This window comes from Stenotrophomonas nitritireducens, assembly GCF_001431425.1.
Classification (GTDB): Bacteria; Pseudomonadota; Gammaproteobacteria; order Xanthomonadales; family Xanthomonadaceae; genus Stenotrophomonas; species Stenotrophomonas nitritireducens.
In genome coordinates this window covers 85,062-102,491 of sequence record NZ_LDJG01000018.1, presented here as the reverse complement: position 1 = coordinate 102,491, position 17,430 = coordinate 85,062, and the positions used below count along the sequence as shown (strand labels likewise).

Annotated in this window: 12 protein-coding genes; 3 read left to right on the top strand and 9 right to left on the bottom strand. The window is 70.7% G+C overall.

Annotated elements, in window-relative coordinates; all coding sequences use genetic code 11:
- Positions 1–741: 741 nt before the first annotated feature.
- The 6 genes from ABB22_RS12530 to ABB22_RS12505 all read right to left on the bottom strand — a co-directional run bounded on the left by ABB22_RS12530 (position 742) and on the right by ABB22_RS12505 (position 9,277).
- Positions 742–1,671 carry a formylglycine-generating enzyme family protein gene (locus ABB22_RS12530; RefSeq protein ID WP_082443573.1) on the bottom strand — a complete coding sequence of 310 codons (930 nt, stop codon included), beginning with the start codon at positions 1,669–1,671 and terminating at the stop codon, positions 742–744.
- A 99-nt stretch (positions 1,672–1,770) separates the two neighbouring features.
- Positions 1,771–5,121 (bottom strand): amidohydrolase family protein, encoded by a 3,351-nt coding sequence (locus ABB22_RS12525; protein WP_152984163.1) that lies wholly within the window; start codon positions 5,119–5,121, stop codon positions 1,771–1,773.
- The gene (locus tag ABB22_RS12520) at positions 5,118–6,365 is read right to left on the bottom strand and encodes an amidohydrolase family protein (RefSeq protein WP_055768269.1); all 1,248 of its coding nucleotides are present in this window, start codon (positions 6,363–6,365) and stop codon (positions 5,118–5,120) included. Before ABB22_RS12520 ends, ABB22_RS12525 begins: the two co-directional genes overlap by 4 nt.
- Positions 6,362–7,702 carry an amidohydrolase family protein gene (locus tag ABB22_RS12515; RefSeq protein WP_055768265.1) on the bottom strand — a complete coding sequence of 447 codons (1,341 nt, stop codon included), beginning with the start codon at positions 7,700–7,702 and terminating at the stop codon, positions 6,362–6,364. Before ABB22_RS12515 ends, ABB22_RS12520 begins: the two co-directional genes overlap by 4 nt.
- A 4-nt stretch (positions 7,703–7,706) precedes the next feature.
- Positions 7,707–8,303 (bottom strand): FMN-binding negative transcriptional regulator, encoded by a 597-nt coding sequence (locus tag ABB22_RS12510; protein ID WP_055768261.1) that lies wholly within the window; start codon positions 8,301–8,303, stop codon positions 7,707–7,709.
- The gene (locus ABB22_RS12505; RefSeq protein WP_055768259.1) at positions 8,303–9,277 is read right to left on the bottom strand and encodes an alpha/beta hydrolase fold domain-containing protein; all 975 of its coding nucleotides are present in this window, start codon (positions 9,275–9,277) and stop codon (positions 8,303–8,305) included. Before ABB22_RS12505 ends, ABB22_RS12510 begins: the two co-directional genes overlap by 1 nt.
- Before the next feature lie 173 nt (positions 9,278–9,450).
- Here ABB22_RS12505 and ABB22_RS12500 point away from each other — a divergent pair, with 173 nt between their 5' ends.
- Positions 9,451–10,209, top strand: a complete 759-nt coding sequence (locus tag ABB22_RS12500) for an AraC family transcriptional regulator (RefSeq protein ID WP_055768256.1) — start codon at positions 9,451–9,453, stop codon at positions 10,207–10,209.
- Here ABB22_RS12500 and ABB22_RS12495 read toward each other — a convergent pair.
- Entirely contained in the window at positions 10,194–11,717 is a 1,524-nt protein-coding gene (locus tag ABB22_RS12495) for an amino acid permease (protein WP_055768253.1), read from the bottom strand. The genes ABB22_RS12500 and ABB22_RS12495 overlap by 16 nt on opposite strands.
- A gap of 223 nt (positions 11,718–11,940) precedes the next feature.
- Here ABB22_RS12495 and ABB22_RS12490 point away from each other — a divergent pair, with 223 nt between their 5' ends.
- Positions 11,941–12,735, top strand: coding sequence for a cytochrome C assembly family protein (locus tag ABB22_RS12490; protein WP_055768250.1), 795 nt, complete (start codon positions 11,941–11,943; stop codon positions 12,733–12,735).
- Between the two features lie 27 nt (positions 12,736–12,762).
- Here ABB22_RS12490 and ABB22_RS12485 read toward each other — a convergent pair whose 3' ends face one another.
- Together ABB22_RS12485 and radA are read right to left on the bottom strand one after the other, a co-directional pair.
- A complete protein-coding gene (locus ABB22_RS12485) occupies positions 12,763–13,227 on the bottom strand; it encodes a hypothetical protein (RefSeq protein WP_055768248.1) in 465 nt (154 codons plus the stop codon).
- 39 nt (positions 13,228–13,266) lie between these two features.
- Entirely contained in the window at positions 13,267–14,643 is a 1,377-nt protein-coding gene (gene radA, locus ABB22_RS12480; protein ID WP_055768246.1) for a DNA repair protein RadA, read from the bottom strand.
- A gap of 138 nt (positions 14,644–14,781) precedes the next feature.
- Here radA and ABB22_RS12475 point away from each other — a divergent pair, with 138 nt between their 5' ends.
- A complete protein-coding gene (locus ABB22_RS12475; protein WP_055768243.1) occupies positions 14,782–16,839 on the top strand; it encodes a putative bifunctional diguanylate cyclase/phosphodiesterase in 2,058 nt (685 codons plus the stop codon).
- Positions 16,840–17,430 lie beyond the last annotated feature (591 nt).

Genomic DNA, 17,430 nt, shown 5'->3' with positions numbered 1-17,430 from the left:
GCTGGCCCGCGCCTGCTCCCCAGCGGCAATGAATGCGAGTGTGGCCAGGCACCGGGCCGCGCACCGCCTCGGCAGTGCGCTCGCCCCGCATGGACAGCCTCCGCGCTGCCCCGGCCGCCAGGCCACGCGTCCCGCCTCAGCGCGGATGCTCGCGATCCATCAACCTGGGCGCCGGGCTCACGCCGGCAGGCAGCAGCCACGCCCCATCCGCCCGGACGCTGGACCATGCTCCACAAAGTGGACGGCGGGCCGCCAGCGACCGGCCCGGGCATTCCCGCACATTGCATCGGGCATCGTCAGCCGGAACCGGTCGCTGCCGGAGGGTCCGCCACGGCGCCCGCTTGCGTGCCTGCACCACCGGCTTGCCCAAGCGCCGCTCAAGCAACCGGAGTCTGGATCGCAGGCAGTGGCGGTGATCCGGCGATCAGCAGCGCCCTGCGGTCGGCCACCCGTGTCCGGAGCATCAGCCGTGTCCCGGTGCCGAGCGGGTATGCGCGGGATTCCTGGAACGGTGGCCTCGTCCCCGGCGGTTCCTCGCCTGATCCGCCACCAGTCCCGTGCAGCGGATCGACGTCAACGGCGCGGACACGCGCCGTCGAGGCCAGGCGGCATTCCCGGCCATTGCGGCCAGACATCACGGGATCGGGGAGAACGCCGAAGCGGACCGGATGCCGGAGCCATGCGGCCCCGCGGCTGCAGATCGACCGCCTCGGAGCGCCCTGCCCGCGCGGTGTCGCCCGATCAGGGCAACAGACGGACGACGCGGAAACCCAGGGTATTGTTCTGCCGCGCGGGGTCGTCGCCGGCGTAGCGCTGCGCCGAACGCACCGTCTCGGGCTTGTTGTACCAGCCGCCGCCGCGCACCACCCGGCGCACGCAGTCGCCACTGAGCCATGCACTGCCGTCGCCGGGAGCGCCCTCGTAGCCGGGGTTGTAGCAGTCCTCCACCCATTCCCAGGCGTTGCCGGCCGTGTCGTGCAGGCCGAATCCGTTGGGCTTGAAGTGGCCCACCGGAGCGGTGGTCCTGGCGTAGCCGTCGTTGCAGTCGTGCAGCGGCCATTCCGGGCGCTCCACGCGCAGCGCATCGTCGCCTACGTTGCCGAACTCGCAGGCCCGGTTGGCGTCCTCGCCCCAGAACCACGGGGTCGTGGTGCCGCCGCGCGCGGCATATTCCCACTGGGCCTCGCTGGGCAGGCGGTACGGCTGCCCGGTCTTGTCCGACAGCCAGCGGGTATAGCCGACCGCCATCTCGAAGTTCACGTACAGCACCGGCCTGCGGCCTCGCCCCCAGCCCTCGTCGGGTACCGCGGTGCAGCCGCCGTCGGCCACGCAGGCGTCCCACTCATCGAACGTGACCTCGTACTTGCCGATGGCGAACGGCCTGGCGAACACCACTTCATGCCGTGGCGCCTCATTGATGTCGTGGCCAGGCTCGGTGCTGGCCGAGCCCATCATGAACCTGCCGGCCGGCACCACCACCATCTCGGGGCATTCGGCGCAATCGCGGTTGCCGGGCATGGCGAACGCGGAGGCGTCCGTCGTGGCGGCGACCGTCCCGGCACTGGCGGCCAGGCCGGCGACCAGCAGCAGGCTGGCTGCCCCCTGCCGCAGTTGCCGCGGTACCGCTCCGGCCGGCCGCGTATTCCCTCTGATGGTTGCTGCTGTCGTCATGCTGGTACGCACTGGTGCACCTTTGCCGTTGCTGTCGGGGGTTCTGCCCCGGGGGAAGGATCCGCGCGGACGGCGTCCGCGCGCATGGAGACTGGCTGCTCAGGGACTGGCCGTGGCCGCGCCCGGATCGGGCGTGCCCGGCGGACGGTCATCCCAGTACCACGGACGCGGCAGTGCGCGTGCCGTGGGCCACAGTTCGTCCAGGGTGTCGCCGTCGTACAGGCGGCCGTTCTTCATCACCTGCACGATCGACAGCGTATGCGCGATGTCCTGGCGCGGGTCCTGTGCGAGCACGACGAGATCGGCGTACTTGCCGGGCTCGATGCTGCCGAACTCCGCGGCGCGCCCGATGGCGGTCGCACTGCCCAGGGTGCCGGTATGCAGCGCCTCGGCCGGCGTCATCCCGCCGGCCACATGCGCCTGCAGTTCCCAGTGCATGCCGATGCCGGGCATCTCGCCATGCGAACCCATCCCGGCGATGCCGCCGGCGCGTACCACCTCGGCGACGCCGGCGGCCACGCGCCGGTACAGGTATTCATCCGGTTCGCGCCAGGTCCGCGAGCGGGTCTTCATGTCGACGATGAAGCCGGGCGCGAAGCGGCGCAGCTTGCGGTCGTGGGCGATGCCGCCACGCGATATGAAATCGTCCTGCCCTTCCGGGCCGCCGTTGCCGATCATCAGCGTCGCCGAATAGGCGGTGCCAGCCCCGGCGAACAAGCGGATCACATCGCGCTGCAGGGGCACCGCGACCAGGGCGTGCTCGTTGCCGGCGTAACCATCGAGCACGTGGGTCAGGCCCAGCTTCATCGACAGCGCGCCCTCGGTGGTCGGCATCAGCCCCAGCTCGCGCGCCGCCATCGCCACCCATTGGCGCACGCGGCGGTTGCCGCTGCGGTACATCTTGATATTGCCCAGGCGGTAGTGGTCGCGGTAGCGCGACAGCACCGCGCGCACCTGCTCATAGGATTGGAACTCGTTGAACGCGAACACCGCCGGTCCGGTGGAAAAGATCCGCGCGCCCGGCATCAGCCCGGCCTCGACCAGGTCCTGGTAGGCCAGCATGTCGATGCTGAGCGTGGAGGGATCGAACAGCGTGGTCACGCCATAGGCGAGATTGGCGACCGGGCCCCAGCTCTGCAGGTCCAGTACGTCGCGGCGGACATCGGCAATATGGGTATGGGTGTCGATCAGCCCGGGGATGATGGTGCGCCCGGAGACGTCGCGGACCACCGTACCGGCGGGCAGCGCAACGCTGCCACGCGGACCGAGCGCGGCGATGCGCTCGTCGACCACCAGCAGGTCGGCGTCGGCGATCGCCTCGTCGCCGCGCATGCTCAGCACCGTCGCCCCGCGCAGCAGCAACGCCCCGCGCGGGGTGTCGCGCGGCATTTCGACAACCGCCTGGAACGCCTGCACGCCCGCGCCCGGACCGTCGGCATCCGCCGCGGCGTCCAGCGGCAGGTGCACCGGGTCCAGCGGGCGCCGGTACCAGGTCGATCCCAGCGCCCAGTGCAGGCTGCGCCCGCCCTCGCTCCAGCCGAAGAAATCAGCACCGACGGAAGTCAGTCTGCGGTGGACGACACCGGGAGCGGCAAGGTCGAGCGTGCGGCCCTCATCGTCGGGCATCGCCAGCAGGTGCAGCTGCTGCGCGATCTGTGCCAGCACCCAGCGTCCGTCGGGGCTGAGCTGCAGGTCGTCGACCATCGCGCGGCCCTCGGCGAAGTACCAGCCGGGACCGGTGACGCGCAGCAGCAGGGTCCGTGCGCCATCGTCCAGCGCGACCCGGTTGAGGCCGTCGTCGAAATTCAGGTACAGCCGCGACCGGTCGCCATCGAAATGCGGCCGGCCGCCCATCCTCCCCTTGGCAAGCACGCGCCCCTCGCCGCCGCGTACCGGGAAGACCGCCAGCTCGGCGTCGCGCAGCGGGCCGTACTCCATGTAGCTGTGCATGCGCACGGCATTGCTGGAACGTACCGCGACGATGTGTTCACCATCGGGGGTGAACACCGGCCGGGTATGGAACGCCGGCGTGGCGCTGACCCGCACCGGCACCGCAGCCGGCTCGTCGACGGCAATGCGCCAGACGTGACCGGCGTCCTTCGCGGTCCAGTCCACGTAGACCAGTTCGCGCCCGTCCGGCGACCATGATGGATGGAAAGCCGGATGCGCTCCGGTACCGATGCGGCGGACCGTGCCGCTGCCATCGAGCGGCATCAGGTACAGCGTACCGAGCGCGGAGAATGCCAGCTGGCGGCCGTCGGGCGAGGGTTCCGGTGCCTGGACCAGCCGCGCACGCACCGGCCCGGTCTCCTGCGCGACCGCCTGCCGGGTTGCAGGCCCGATGTCGAGTTCGACCCGCGCCTGGAACGGGATCGCGTGCTGCGTTCCGTCGGCGAGCAGGATGCGGCGCAGTTCGCCGTCGATGTTCACGACCAGGGCGCTGCTGTCGGGCGAGAACGCATGCCGCGGCATCAGGTCGCGCCAGTGCGAAGCGCCGAGTTCGTCCTGCTGCACCGGGAAAGCCAGCCAACGGTCCTCGCGGGTGTGCAGGTCGAGCACGCGCAGCCCGGTGTTGGCCTGGTAGCGGGCACCGTAGACCAGCCAGCGGCCGTCGGGCGAGATCGCCGGCCGCATCGCGGTGCCGAGCACCAGGTCGGGGCGTGGGCTGCGCGGCGCGGATACCAGGGTTTCCTCGCTGCCGTCGCGCAGGTCGCGGCGGCGGATGGTCCATTCCGGCACCCGCCCGGTGTCGCGCGGGCCGACGAGCACCGCATAGTAGAGCCAGCGTCCGTCGCGCGACGGCGCCGCTCCAAGGGTCGAGCGCCAGGTGCTGCGCGGCTGCCCGGCGTTTTCGCGGATCGGCACCAGCAGTTCGCCGTGGCCGCTGGCCGCGTCGACCTGCCAGAGTTCCCAGGCCTCGCGGTCGGCGCGGTAGCGCGAGACGAACAGCGCGCGGCCGTCGGCACTCCAGGCCGGCGAGGCGAAGACCGGATCACCGTCCAGCAGGGTCAGTTGCCGCGGCGAACCGCCGTCGGCATCGGCCAGCCACAGGTTTTCCGCACCGGAACGGTCGCTGAGGAAGGCGATGCGGCGTCCGTCCGGCGAGAACACTGGTTGCGAATCGAATGCAGCGCCCTGGGTGAGCGCACGGGCGCGCCCGCCCTGCGCCGGCATCAGGTACAGGTCGCCGAGCAGTTCGAACACGATGCGGCGACCGTCGGGCGAAAGGTCGGGCGACAACCAGGTGCCGCAATCCGTCTCGAACGCCAGCCGGCGCGTCGCCGGCATCGGCAGCACCTGTCCCGGCGCGGCCGACAGCTCGGCCTGCTCGAACGTCGGCCCCTGCAGCAGGAACGGCGGTGGCGGCACGCCATGTTCGCCATCGTGCCCCCGTGCCGCCGGCACCAGCAGCAGGGCAGCGGCCAGCAGCAACCACCGGTGCGGGCTCAACGGCCGGCCTCGCGTCGCAGCGACGCCGGGAGGTAGCGGTCGCGCAGCCGGGTCTGGCGCGTGCGCAGCGGAATCTCCTGTCCGGCGATGAATACCGCCGCCGGCGCCGTGGCCGGTTCCAGCGGGTCGCCGTCCCACAGGACGAGGTCCGCATCGGCACCGGCCGCGAGCGTGCCGATGCGCTCATCCAGCCCCCAGATCCGCGCCGGTGCGCGGGTGATGGCGGCGAGCGCGACGTCGTCCGGCAGGCCGTAGGCGGCCGCCAGTCCGGCGGCCTGGCGCAGCGACGGGCCGGCGTTCCAGCTGGTGTAGATGCCCTGCGCCGATGCCGCAAACGCGATGCTCACGCCCGCGCGGTGCAGCCGCGCCGCGTTGTCGTGGCGCGCGCCCAGCCGGTCGTAGTCCGATGGCAGCGCATCCAGCGGATCGAGCACGACCGGGATGCCGGCGGCCGCCAACTCCGGCGCGACACGCCAGGCTTCGGCACCGCCGACCACCACCACGCGCAGCTTCCAGCGCTGCGCCAGGGCGATGGCCTGGCGGATGTCCGCCTCGCGGTGCGCGGCGATCGCCAGTGGCGCCGCCCCGCTTGCCACCGCCTGCAGCGCGACGGCGTCGGCGCTGGCCTCGGGGTCGCCGCCATCGGCCGCGGGTGCCGCGCGCGCGCGACCGAGCTCCTCGTGCAGCCGCTGCCATGCCGCCGCGTGCGAATGCGCGCGCGAACCATCGGTACCGATCGAAGCAAACTGCACCACGTCGCCCGTGCGCTCGACGATATCGGCGCCGGCTCGCAGCCGCAGCAGCAGCGCACGGCCGGAAAACACATCGTCGCCGGCGGCCGATGGCACCACCAGCGCCCTTGCGACGCCGTCGGCGCGCGCCTGCTCGATGTTCTGGGTGTTGGCGTCGATGCCGTAGTGCAGGGCGTAGCCGGCACGGGGCTTGCCGGCGGCCGTGGCCTCCTGGCCACTGCCGACCTCGGACAGTCCGATCTGGGTGGCCGGATGGAACAGCGCCGGCGTCAGATTGCGGCCACCGGCATCCACCACGCGGGCGCCGGCCGGCGCCGGTGCGCCGGCCTGCACCGACACGATGCGGCCGTCGCGCAGCACCACCGTCGCGTCCTCGACCACGGGCGCCGACACCGGATGGGCGCGCGCATGGACGATGGCGATGCTGTCGCTGGCCTGCGCGGTGACGGACAGCAGCGTGCAGGCAAGAACGAATATGCGTTCGCGGATCATGGTCCCGGCTCCATTGCACGGCGGCCCAGTTCGAAATCGGCCTGCGGGCGTTGCCCATCCTCGATCTGCACGACCCCGTCCATCATCACCAGCCGCACCCGGCTGCGTACGAGCAGCGGGTCGCCGCTCCACAGCACCAGGTCGGCGTTGTAACCGGGCGCGATGCGGCCGATGCGGTCGTCGAGGCCGAGTGCCCGCGCCGGGTTGGAGGTGATCCAGCGGATCGCATGCTCGGACGGAATGTCCAGGCCGGCGCGGCGGCCCGCGGCGGCGGCCTTGGCGGTCTCCACATGCAGCAGGTTGCCCAGTACCGGGATGTCCGAATGCAGGATCGCGCATCCGCCGGCGGCATCGACGAAGGCCGCGTTCTCGCGGATGCCGTCCTCGGCCTCGCGCTTGAAGCCCCACCAGTCCGGCCACACCGCCGCGCAGGCACCGTGCTCGCGCAGCCGGTCGGGGATCTTGTAGGCCTCGGTGGCATGGTGGACCGCGGCGATGCGCAGGCCGAACTCATCGGCGACCGCCAGGATCGTGGCGATGTCGTCGGCGCGGTAGCAGTGCAGGTGGATCTGGAGTTCGCCCCGCAGCGCCATCGCCAGCGTGTCCTGCGCAAGATCCGGCATCGCCGCGCGCTTGCCGCTGCGCATCCGCGCACTGGCCTGCGCCAGCAGGTCGCGCAGGTGGGCGACCACGCCCATGCGGCTGTCGGGGAATCCAGGGCGCCCCTCCGCGGACAGCGAAGGATTGCTGCCGCAGGCCATCTTCAGCCCCTGCGGCGCGCCCGGGAACTTCATCGCCGCCACGGTCGTGGCCGGGATCGGCTTGAGCACCACGGCGCGCCCGCCGATCACCGACGAGGAGCCGGGCAGCACCTGCAGGGTGGTGACCCCGGCGGCAAGCGCATGCAGGAACGCCGGGTCGCTGGCGCGTATCGCATGTTCGATCCAGACATCGGCGCTGTCCGGCCGGCTGGTTTCGGACACGTCCGCGAACGCATGCGCGCCGTGCTCGTACGGCTGCGCGAACGTGCCCAGGTGGGTATGCACGTCGATGATGCCGGGCGTGAGCCAGGCACCCTGCGCATCGATGACCCGCACGCCCGGCGGCCGTGGCAACGCGCGGCCGATGGCGACTAGCTTGCCCCGTTCGACCAGGACGTCGTGGCCCTCCAGGCGCGCGCCCAGGCCGTCGAGCACGGTCGCGCCGACGATCAGCGTGGCCGGCGCGTCCGCGGCGCGATAGGTGCTGGCATAGGGATCGCGGTCCGCGGCGGCGGCCGTGAGCGGGATGGCCAGCGCAAGCAGCAGGCCCGACAGGATCGCGGCGCGCCGTGCCATGCGGTCAGTCCCCTTTCCGCATGCGCCGCATCCAGGCACACAGTCCGGCGGAGTCGTGGCCGGCGACGATTTCGTCGAACGTCCCGCGCCCTTCGTCCTGCCCGAGCTTGAACGTGGCGTGGGTGGCCAGCACATGCGCGCGGAACGCGATGATGTGCTGGCCGAGCTGGGCATAGCGTTCGCCCATGCGCTCCACCGTCCATGGATCATCGCGGCCGGCCTCCAGGTGCGCGGCAAGGCGGCGCAAAGCGGCGTCGTTCTCGTCCGGCACGAATTCGATGCGGGTGTCGAAGCGCGCCACGGCGTAGTTCCAGGTCGGCCCCCAGGCGGGCCTGGAAACCAGCCGCGGCGGAATGTAGCCCTGCGGCCCCTGGAACAGCAGCAGCGCGCGCGGCGCGGCACGCAGCGCGGCGACCATGGGATTGCGCAGCGCGCAATGCCCGAACAGCGACACGATGCGGCCGTCGGCGTCGGTTTCGGCCAGCAGCGGCAACGGCGTGGCGGGCGCCTCGCCTTCGCGGGCTATGACCCAGGCCAGCGGGAAGCCCTGCACCAGCGCCAGGACATCGTCGGGAGAATGTGGATCGAACAGGGTATTCATCACGCGCCGAGTCGCTCCTTCAGCCACGCGGACGCATCGTCCAGCGCGCGGTTGGCCAGTGTGGAGATCGACATCGCCTCCAGGAAACTGTGGGTGGCACCGGCATAGGTATGGGCCTGGACGGTACACCCCGCGTCGCGCAGCGCCTGCGCCATCGCCTGGTTGCCGTCGGCGAGGATGTCGCATTCGGCCACCGCCAGGAATGCCGGCGGCAGGCCTTGCAGGTCGGCATGCAGGGGCATCGCCAACGGGTCGCCGCGGTCGCGGTCGTCCCGCAGGTAATTGAGCCAGAAGCGGTGCATCTCCTCGACCTCGAGCATGTAGTCCGGGCCATCGTAACGCGTACATGACGGCGTCGGCCGGTCGCTGTAGGCGCCGTAGTTGAGCAGCATCGCCGACACCACCGGCTGCCCCGATTCGCGCAGGCGCAACTGGCTGGCCACGGACAGGTTGGCGCCGGCCGAATCCCCGCCGACGGCCAGCCGCGCAGCATCGATGCCATGCTCGGCGCCGTGCGCGCGCAACCACTGGATGACGTCCGTCGTCTCCTCCAGCGCACGCGGAAACTTGACCTCCGGCGACAGGCTGTAATCCACCGCGACCACCGCCACGCCGGCACGGCCGGCGTACTCGCGCATCAGGCGGTCGTGGGTATCGATGCTGAACATCGTCCAGCCGCCGCCATGCAGGTATACGAGTGCGGGCAGGCTGGCGTCGCCGTGCTGCGGCCGCAGGATGCGGATGCGCGTGTGCGTTGCGCCGACGCGCAGCTCGGTGGTCGCGGCCATCGCCGGGCCGCCTTGCACCCACTGCGCGCGCACCGTTTCGGCGATGCGCCGCGCTTCCGGCAGCGAAGCCTGGGCCAGGCCCGGGAATGCCGCGTAACCGGCGTTCATGCGTTGCAGGAACGTGCGGACCTCCGGATCGACATCGTCGTGGCGGGCGGCGGTGGATGACTGCTCGTTGCGTTCCATGATTCCTCCTTGGCGGTCCACATTAGCCCCGCGACCACCCGCACCACTGACCGGGAAAGGTCGCAGATTCTCGCGGTCGGGCCAGATGCCGCGCGGCCGCCATGAATGGTGTTGCGTGTCCGCAACGAATACGGTGTGATCGGCCCATGCCACACAAACCGCACCGCCGTTCCATGAAACACAGCCAGGACTATCCGCTCAACGCCAGGCCGATGATCGGGCTGGAGGACGAATACCCGGCCGGCTTCGTCGACCCCTGGCATTGCCACGAGCGGGCGCAGTTCCTGTATGCCAGCGCCGGGGTGATGTCGGTGGTCACGCCGCAGACCAGTTTCGTGATCCCTCCGCAGCGCGCGGTGTGGCTGCCGGCGAACACCATGCACGAGGTCTCGTGCCGCGGCGCGGTGTCGCTGCGCACGCTGTACATCGACCCGGTGCATGACAACGCCCCCGACAGCTGCCGCGTGCTGGAAGTCTCCGACTTCCTCAAGGCGCTGGTGCTGGAAGTGGTGAAATTCCCGGCCGCCTATGATCTGGACGGCCGCGAGGGCCGCATCGCATGGCTGCTGCTCGACGAGATCCGGCGGATGCCGGGGGCGCCCTACCACGTGCCGATGCCCTCCGATCCGCGGCTGGTGCATGCCTGCCGGGCGATCATCGCCGACCCGGCGGACCGCCGCGACATCGATGCCTGGTCGGTGCTGGTCGGCATGAGCCGGCGCACCTTCACCCGCACTTTCAAGCAGGAACTGGGCATGGGTTTCGCACTGTGGCGCCAGCAGGTGCGGCTGATGCAGGCGGTGTCGCTGCTGGCCTCCGGGCGCTCGATCACGTCGGTGGCGCTCGATGTCGGCTATGAGAGCCCGAGCGCGTTCACCGCGATGTTCCACCGTGCGTTCGGCGAGCCGCCGAGCGCTTATGTCTCGCGCTGAGCCGCGCCCAGGCGCGAATGGCGGTAGCCGTAGCGCGCATAGATCCAGACCCCTGCCAGCAGGTACAGCACCAGGATCGTCGCCGGGAACACGTCGCCATTGGCGGCCTTGGCGCCGATGTCGTACAGCACCGGCCCGGCCATGCACAGGCACAGCAGCAGCGCGCAGACCGGCACGGTACCGATCCAGATGCCGCGGATGCGCACCCCGCCCAGCGGCACCCGGAACGGGCGCGGCAGTTCCGCATGGTGCGTGCGCAGCCACATCACGCTGATGGCCACGATCGAGAACGCGAATGCCACGCCCAGGCTGACCAGATCGCCGAGGATCGAGATCGGCAGCAGCATCGCCGCGATCGCGGCCATGCCGGCCACCACCAGGGTGCCCTTGTGCGGCGTGCGGAAGCGCGGATGCACCTGGGCGAACAGCGGCGGCAGCAGGCCGTCGCGCGACATCGCATAGCAGATCCGGGAATGGCCGTAGGTATTGACCATCAACACCGACGACAGCCCCGCCACCGCACCGACCTTGATCAACAGCGCCATGGCAGGCTGGCCGATATGGTCGATGGCCAGCGCGATCGGATCGGGGACGCCGAGCATGCGGTAGGGCACCAGACCGGTCAGCACCAGTGCGACGGCCACGTACAGCAGGGTGCAGATGACCAGCGAGCCGAGGATGCCGATGGGCATGTCGCGCTGCGGATTGCGCGCCTCCAGCGCCGCGGTCGAGACCGTCTCGAAACCGAGATAGGCGAAGAACAGCACCGACGCGGCACGCAGCACACCGGCCATTCCGTAGCGGAAGTCGCCTTCGTTCGGCGGTATCAGCGGCGTCCAGTTGGCGGTGTCGACGTACTGCGCACCGACAATCACGAACAGCAGCAGCACCGACAGTTTCAACACGACCATCACCGTGTTCACGGCGGCCGATTGGCTGATCCCGCGGATCAGGACCCAGGCGAATCCCAGCACGCACAGTGCCGCCAGCAGATTCACGCCGCCGCTGATGCGGAACACCAGCCCGACTTCGGTCATCACGCCCTGCACCAGCGGCGTGTTCAGCGCGGCCGGCACGATGATGCCGAAATCGCCCAGCAGGCTCGACAGGTAGCCGGAGACGCCGACCGCCAGCGCCGCGCCGGCCAGCCCGTATTCCAGCATCAGCAGCCAGCCCAGCCCCCACGCGAATCCCTCGCCGAGCGTGGCGTAGGAATAGGTGTAGGAGGAGCCGGAGACCGGCAGGGTCGACGCCAGTTCGGCATAGCACAGACCGGTGAACGCACAGGCCAGGCCAGCCAGCGCGAACGACAGCACCACACCGGGGCCGGCATAGTTCGCGGCCGCGGTGCCGGTCATGATGAACACCCCGGCACCGACGATGCAGCCGATGCCCAGCATGACCAGGTGCCAGGCCCCCAGTTTGCGCTGCAGTCCGTGGCGTTCGGCATCGGCGCGGACTGCTTCGAAGGATTTACGGGCGAGGAGGCGCTTGCGCAGTGTGGACATCGAGGCGGCTTCATGTCGGGATGGTCTGTCTTCATCATCGGTCGCCGGACGGGCCGGCAAGCGCGTGAGCGGGTCGCGCGCTGTCGCGTTTGGGCGCACTGGCCGCGAGTCTGCCATCGCCGGGACGGAATTCCGCCGCCCGGATCATGCCCGGCGGTGCGGCCGGGCGCGCCGCGGCCATGCCTGCATCGCCAGCGGCGGGCCCGTATGCGAAACTGTGCCGATGACAATCGTTCTCATCGCCGTCGCGCTCTACCTGCTGTCCACCGGGCTGCTCGTCCATGGCCTGGCGGCCGAGCGCGCCTCCGGGTCGCGCATCTGGCTGTGGCCGGCATCGGCGGCGGTGGCGCTGCATGGCGGCTACCACCTGATGGTGGCGATGCATACCAGCGGCGGGCCGGACATGCATTTCTTCGCCGCGCTGTCGCTGGTGGCGCTGGGCATGGCCCTGCTCACCACTGTGGTGGGCGCGCGCGGACGCATGGCGGCGCTGGGCGTGCTGGTGTTCCCGATGGCGGCGCTGCTGCTGCTGGCCTACCACGGCTACGGGCACGAACCGAGCCGGGTGCTGGGCTGGCAACTGGCCACCCACGCCTGGCTGGCGCTGCTGGCCTACGCCACGCTGAGCATCGCCGCACTGCTGGCGATCATGCTGTGGCTGCAGGAGCGCGCCCTGCGCCGGCGCGATTTCCGCCCCTGGCTGCGCGCCCTGCCGCCACTGACCGACCTGGAAAGCCTGCTGTTCCGCACCATCACCGTCGGCTTCTGCCTGCTGACCCTGACCCTGGTCACCGGCGTGCTGTTCGTGGACGACCTGCTGGCGCAGAAGCTGGTGCACAAGACCGTGCTCAGCGTGCTGTCGTGGCTGGTGTTCGGCACCTTGATGATCGGCCGGCGCCGCAACGGCTGGCGCGGGGTGAAGGCGGTGCACTGGACGCTGGCGGCGATGGTGCTGCTGCTGCTGGCCTTCTTCGGCAGCCAGTTCGTGATCGAACTGGTACTCGGGCACTCCCGGTAACCCGGCCCCCGGTCGCGGCCGGCGCTCTCAGGGAACCGGTCGTGCCAGCACTTCGCGGACCGATTCCCCGCGATTGGTGACCAGGTCGTCGACCCGCCAGCAGCGATCCCCCTGCCGGCGCATCGCCAGGCGCGTCCGGTGGCCCTGACCCCATACCGGGAAACGCACCTCCACCACGCCGCTGTCCGGCGACGCGGCATGCCACTGGTAGCTGGCATCGCCGTCGATGTCGCCGTCCTGGCCATCCAGCCAGGGGTCGTAGTCCAGCCGGCAGACGCCCTGCTCGCGCTCCTGGCAGTCGCGTTCGCCCGCCATCGCCCGCGAAAACTCCGCGCTCAGCAGGGCATCGGGCGCATCCAGAAAGCGCGCGGCAATCCCCGCCTCGAACAACGCGCGCGCCACGGCCAGCGGGTCCACGCAGAGGGACGCGGCCTGCGACGCCGGCGCCAGCAGCAGCCCCAGCACCCCGATTCCGGCCCATGCGCGGCGCATCGGCTGCCTCCCTTCGGCGGTGAATCGCGGGCGCATGGCTCAGGCGGCCTCGATCGCTTCGGCCAGCCGCTCGACCGCGATCACTTCCATGCCCTTGACCGAACCGGCCTTGGGCGCGTTGGCCTTGGGCACGATGGCGCGCTTGAAACCATGCGTGGCCGCCTCGCGCAGGCGCTCCTCGCCATTGGGCACCGGGCGGATCTCACCGGACAGGCCGACCTCGCCGAAGGCGATGGTCTTCTCCGCCAGCGGCTGGTCGCGCAGCGAGGACAGCACCGCCAGCAGCACCGGCAGGTCGACCGCGGTTTCCTGCACGCGGATGCCGCCGACCACGTTGATGAACACGTCCTGGTCGCCGACCATCACCCCGCCGTGGCGGTGCAGCACCGCCAGCAGCATCGCCAGCCGGTTCTGCTCCAGCCCCACCGCGACCCGGCGCGGGTTGGACAGCGGCGAGGCATCGACCAGCGCCTGCACCTCCACCAGCAGCGGCCGGGTACCTTCTCGGGTGACCATCACGCAACTGCCTGGCTGGCGCGTGCTGCCGCCGGACAGGAAGATCGCCGAGGGATTGGGCACTTCCTTCAGGCCCTTCTCGCCCATCGCGAACACGCCCAGTTCGTTGACCGCGCCGAAACGGTTCTTGAACGCGCGCAGCACGCGGAAGCGGCTGCCGCTCTCGCCCTCGAAATACAGCACCGCATCGACCATGTGCTCGAGCACGCGCGGACCGGCGATGCCGCCCTCCTTGGTCACGTGGCCGACCAGGAACACGGCGGTGCCGGTCTCCTTGGCGAAGCGCACCAGCCGCGCCGCGCTCTCGCGCACCTGGCTGACCGAGCCGGGCGCGGCGGTGAGGGTCTCGGTCCACAGCGTCTGCACCGAGTCGGCGACGATCAGCTTCGGCCGCGCCGCGGCGGCATGCTGCAGGATCAGTTCGATGCCGGTCTCGGCCAGCGCGTCCAGGCCGTCCAGCGGCAGGTCCAGGCGCACCGCGCGCCCGGCCACCTGCGCCAGCGATTCCTCGCCGGTGACGTAGAGCACCGGCAGCGTGCCGGCCATCCGCGCCAGCGCCTGCAGCAGCAGGGTCGATTTGCCGATGCCCGGATCGCCGCCGACCAGCACCACCGCGCCCTCGACCAGGCCGCCGCCCAGTACCCGGTCGAACTCGCCGATGCCGGTGGACACGCGCGCATGCTCGCTCTGGCGCACGTCCTTGAGCGCGGTGATCCTCGGCGCCTCGACCTTGCCGGCCCAGCCGCCGCGCCGCGCGGCCGGCGCCTTCACCGCCGCCGCGCTCTCCAGCACGACCTCGCCGAGCACGTTCCAGACGCCGCACTCGGTGCACTGGCCCTGCCATTTGCTGTATTCGGCGCCGCATTCGCTGCAGACATAGGCGGTGCGGTTCTTCGCCATCGGGATTCCTTCGGTGGGGGCGCGCACAGGATACCCGCCGGCCGTCGCAGCCGATGCGACCGTCCCGACTAAAGAAGCACGCCCGCACGCCGCTAGTTGATGCACTATTTCATCCACGAAACGTCGGATTCCCCCCAAATGGTTGGCACCTACAACCCGACCCTGGTCGTTTTCTCCCTGCTGGTCGCCATCCTCGCTTCGTACACGGCCCTGGACATGGCCGGACGCCTGGCGACAGCCACGGGGCGCGGCCTGTACGGCTGGATGATCGGCGGCGCCCTGGCGATGGGCCTGGGCATATGGTCGATGCACTTCATCGCCATGCTGGCCTTCCACCTGCCGATCCCGGTCGGTTACGACCTGGCCATCACCCTGTATTCGCTGGCCGCCTCGGTAGGCGCCTCGGCCTATGCGTTGTGGCTGGTCTCGCGGCAGCGGCTGCCGTGGCCGCGGCTGCTGGCCGGCGCCGTGCTGATGGGCGGCGGCATCGCGGCCATGCACTACCTGGGCATGGCCGCGATGCGCATGCAGCCGGGCATCGACTACGACCCGTTCTGGTTCAGCGCCTCGATCCTGGTCGCCATCGGCGCGTCCGGCGCGGCGCTGTGGATCGCCCTGCGCCTGCGCCGCGAGGGCCGGCACATCCGGCTGCTGCGCCTGGCCGCCTCGCTGGTGATGGGCCTGGCCATCGTCGGCATGCATTACACCGGCATGGCCGCCGCGCGTTTTCCCGCCGGCAGCATCTGCGGCGCCGCGGTCGACGGCGGCCTGCAGAGCCACTGGCTGGCGGTGCTGGTGATCGTCACCACGCTGGGCATCATCGGCATCACCCTGATCGCCTCGCTGTTCGACAAGCGCCTGCACAGCCGTACCGGGCGCCTGGCCGACTCGCTGGCGCGCGCCAACCAGGAACTGGTGGAAGCGGCGCTGCACGATCCGCTCACCCGCCTGCCCAACCGCATGCTGCTGCAGGACCGGATCGAACAGGCCATCGAGAAGGCCAAGCGCCACGGCGCCTCGGTGGCGGTGATGTTCTGCGACCTGGACGGCTTCAAACTGGTCAACGACGCCTACGGCCACCAGTTCGGCGACCGCCTGCTGGTGCGCATGGCCGAACGGGTGCGCGAGCTGCTGCGGCCGCAGGACACCCTCGCCCGCCTCGGCGGCGACGAGTTCGTCGTGGTGCTGGGCGTGGAATCGACCGACGATGCGGTGGTCGTCGCCGAGCGCATCACCGCGGCGGTGGCGGAACCGTTCGTGATCGACGCCGCCGAGCTGCAGCTCAGCGCCAGCCTCGGCATCGCGCTGTACCCGGACGACGCCACCAGCGAACGCGAGCTGATGGCGCACGCCGACGCGGCGATGTACCACACCAAGCAATCGGGCCGGAACGGCTACACCTTCTTCACCCCGGCCATGCAGGCCAGCGCCGCCCGGCGCCTGCGCCTGCTGCAGGACCTGCGCCGCGCGCTCGCCCGCGACGAGCTGATCCTGCACTACCAGCCCAAGTTCCCGGGCAGCGGCCAGCCGGTGATCGGCGCCGAGGCGCTGCTGCGCTGGCAGCACCCCGAACTCGGACTGCTCGGCCCGGATACCTTCATCCCCATCGCCGAGCGCAGCGGCCTGATCCTGCCCATCGGCGACTGGGTGCTCGACCGCGCCTGCGCCCAGCTGCGCGCCTGGCACGACGCCGGCCATACCAGCTGGTCGATGGCGGTGAACCTGTCGCCGCTGCAGTTCACCTCGCCGTCGCTGGTGGACACGGTGCGCGACGCGCTCCAGCGCCACGCGCTCGATCCGGGTCACCTGACCCTCGAGGTCACCGAGACCACCGCGATGAAGAACGTCGAGGCCAGCCTGCAGCTGCTCAACACGCTGACCGCAATGGGGGTGAAGATCGCCATCGACGATTTCGGCACCGGCTACTCCAGCCTGCTCTATCTCAAGCGCATGCCGGCCTCGGAACTGAAGATCGACCGCGCCTTCGTCCGCGACCTGGAGAACAACGCCGAGGACGCGGCCATCGTCTCCTCGATCGTCGCGCTCGGCCGCTCGCTGCAGTTGCAGGTCGTAGCCGAAGGCGTGGAAACCGAGGCCCAGCGCGACTTCCTCGACCAGTTGGGCTGCGATCTCCTGCAGGGCTACCACCTCGGCAAGCCGATGGATCCGGAAGCCTTCCTGCGCCAGGCGACGTGATCGACGCCGGCGCACGCCTCAAGCGCCCTGCCCCGTTCCATCGACGCGGCAGGAAGCCTCTCCACACACTGCCAGGAAAATCGGCCGCACGGCCGCATCTCCCGTAGAGCGGCGCAACGCCCCGCCGGGGCATCACCGGCCCGGCTCACCAGCGCGATTTCCCCGCAGCTCTTCGCCCCCCGGGAGAGCTCCGCCGGGCGTTGCCCGGCGCTACAGAACCCCGCCGACCTGTAGAGCGGCGCAACGCCCCGCCGGGGCATCACGGGTCCGGCTCATCAGCGCGATTTCCCCGAAGCCCATCGCCCCCGGAAAGCCCCGCCGGGCGCTGCCCGGCGCTACAGAAACCCGCCGACCTGTAGAGCGGGGCAACGCCCCGCTGGGGCATCACGGGTCCGGCTCATCAGCGCGATTTCCCCGAAACCCATCGCCCCTGGGAAAGCCCCGCCGGGCGTTGCCCGGCGCTACAGAAACCCGCCGACCTGTAGAGCGGGGCAACGCCCCGCTGGGGCATCACGGGCCCGGCTCACCAGCGCGATTTCCCCGAAGCCCATCGCCCCCGGGAAAGCCCCGCCGGGCGCTGCCCGGCGCTAC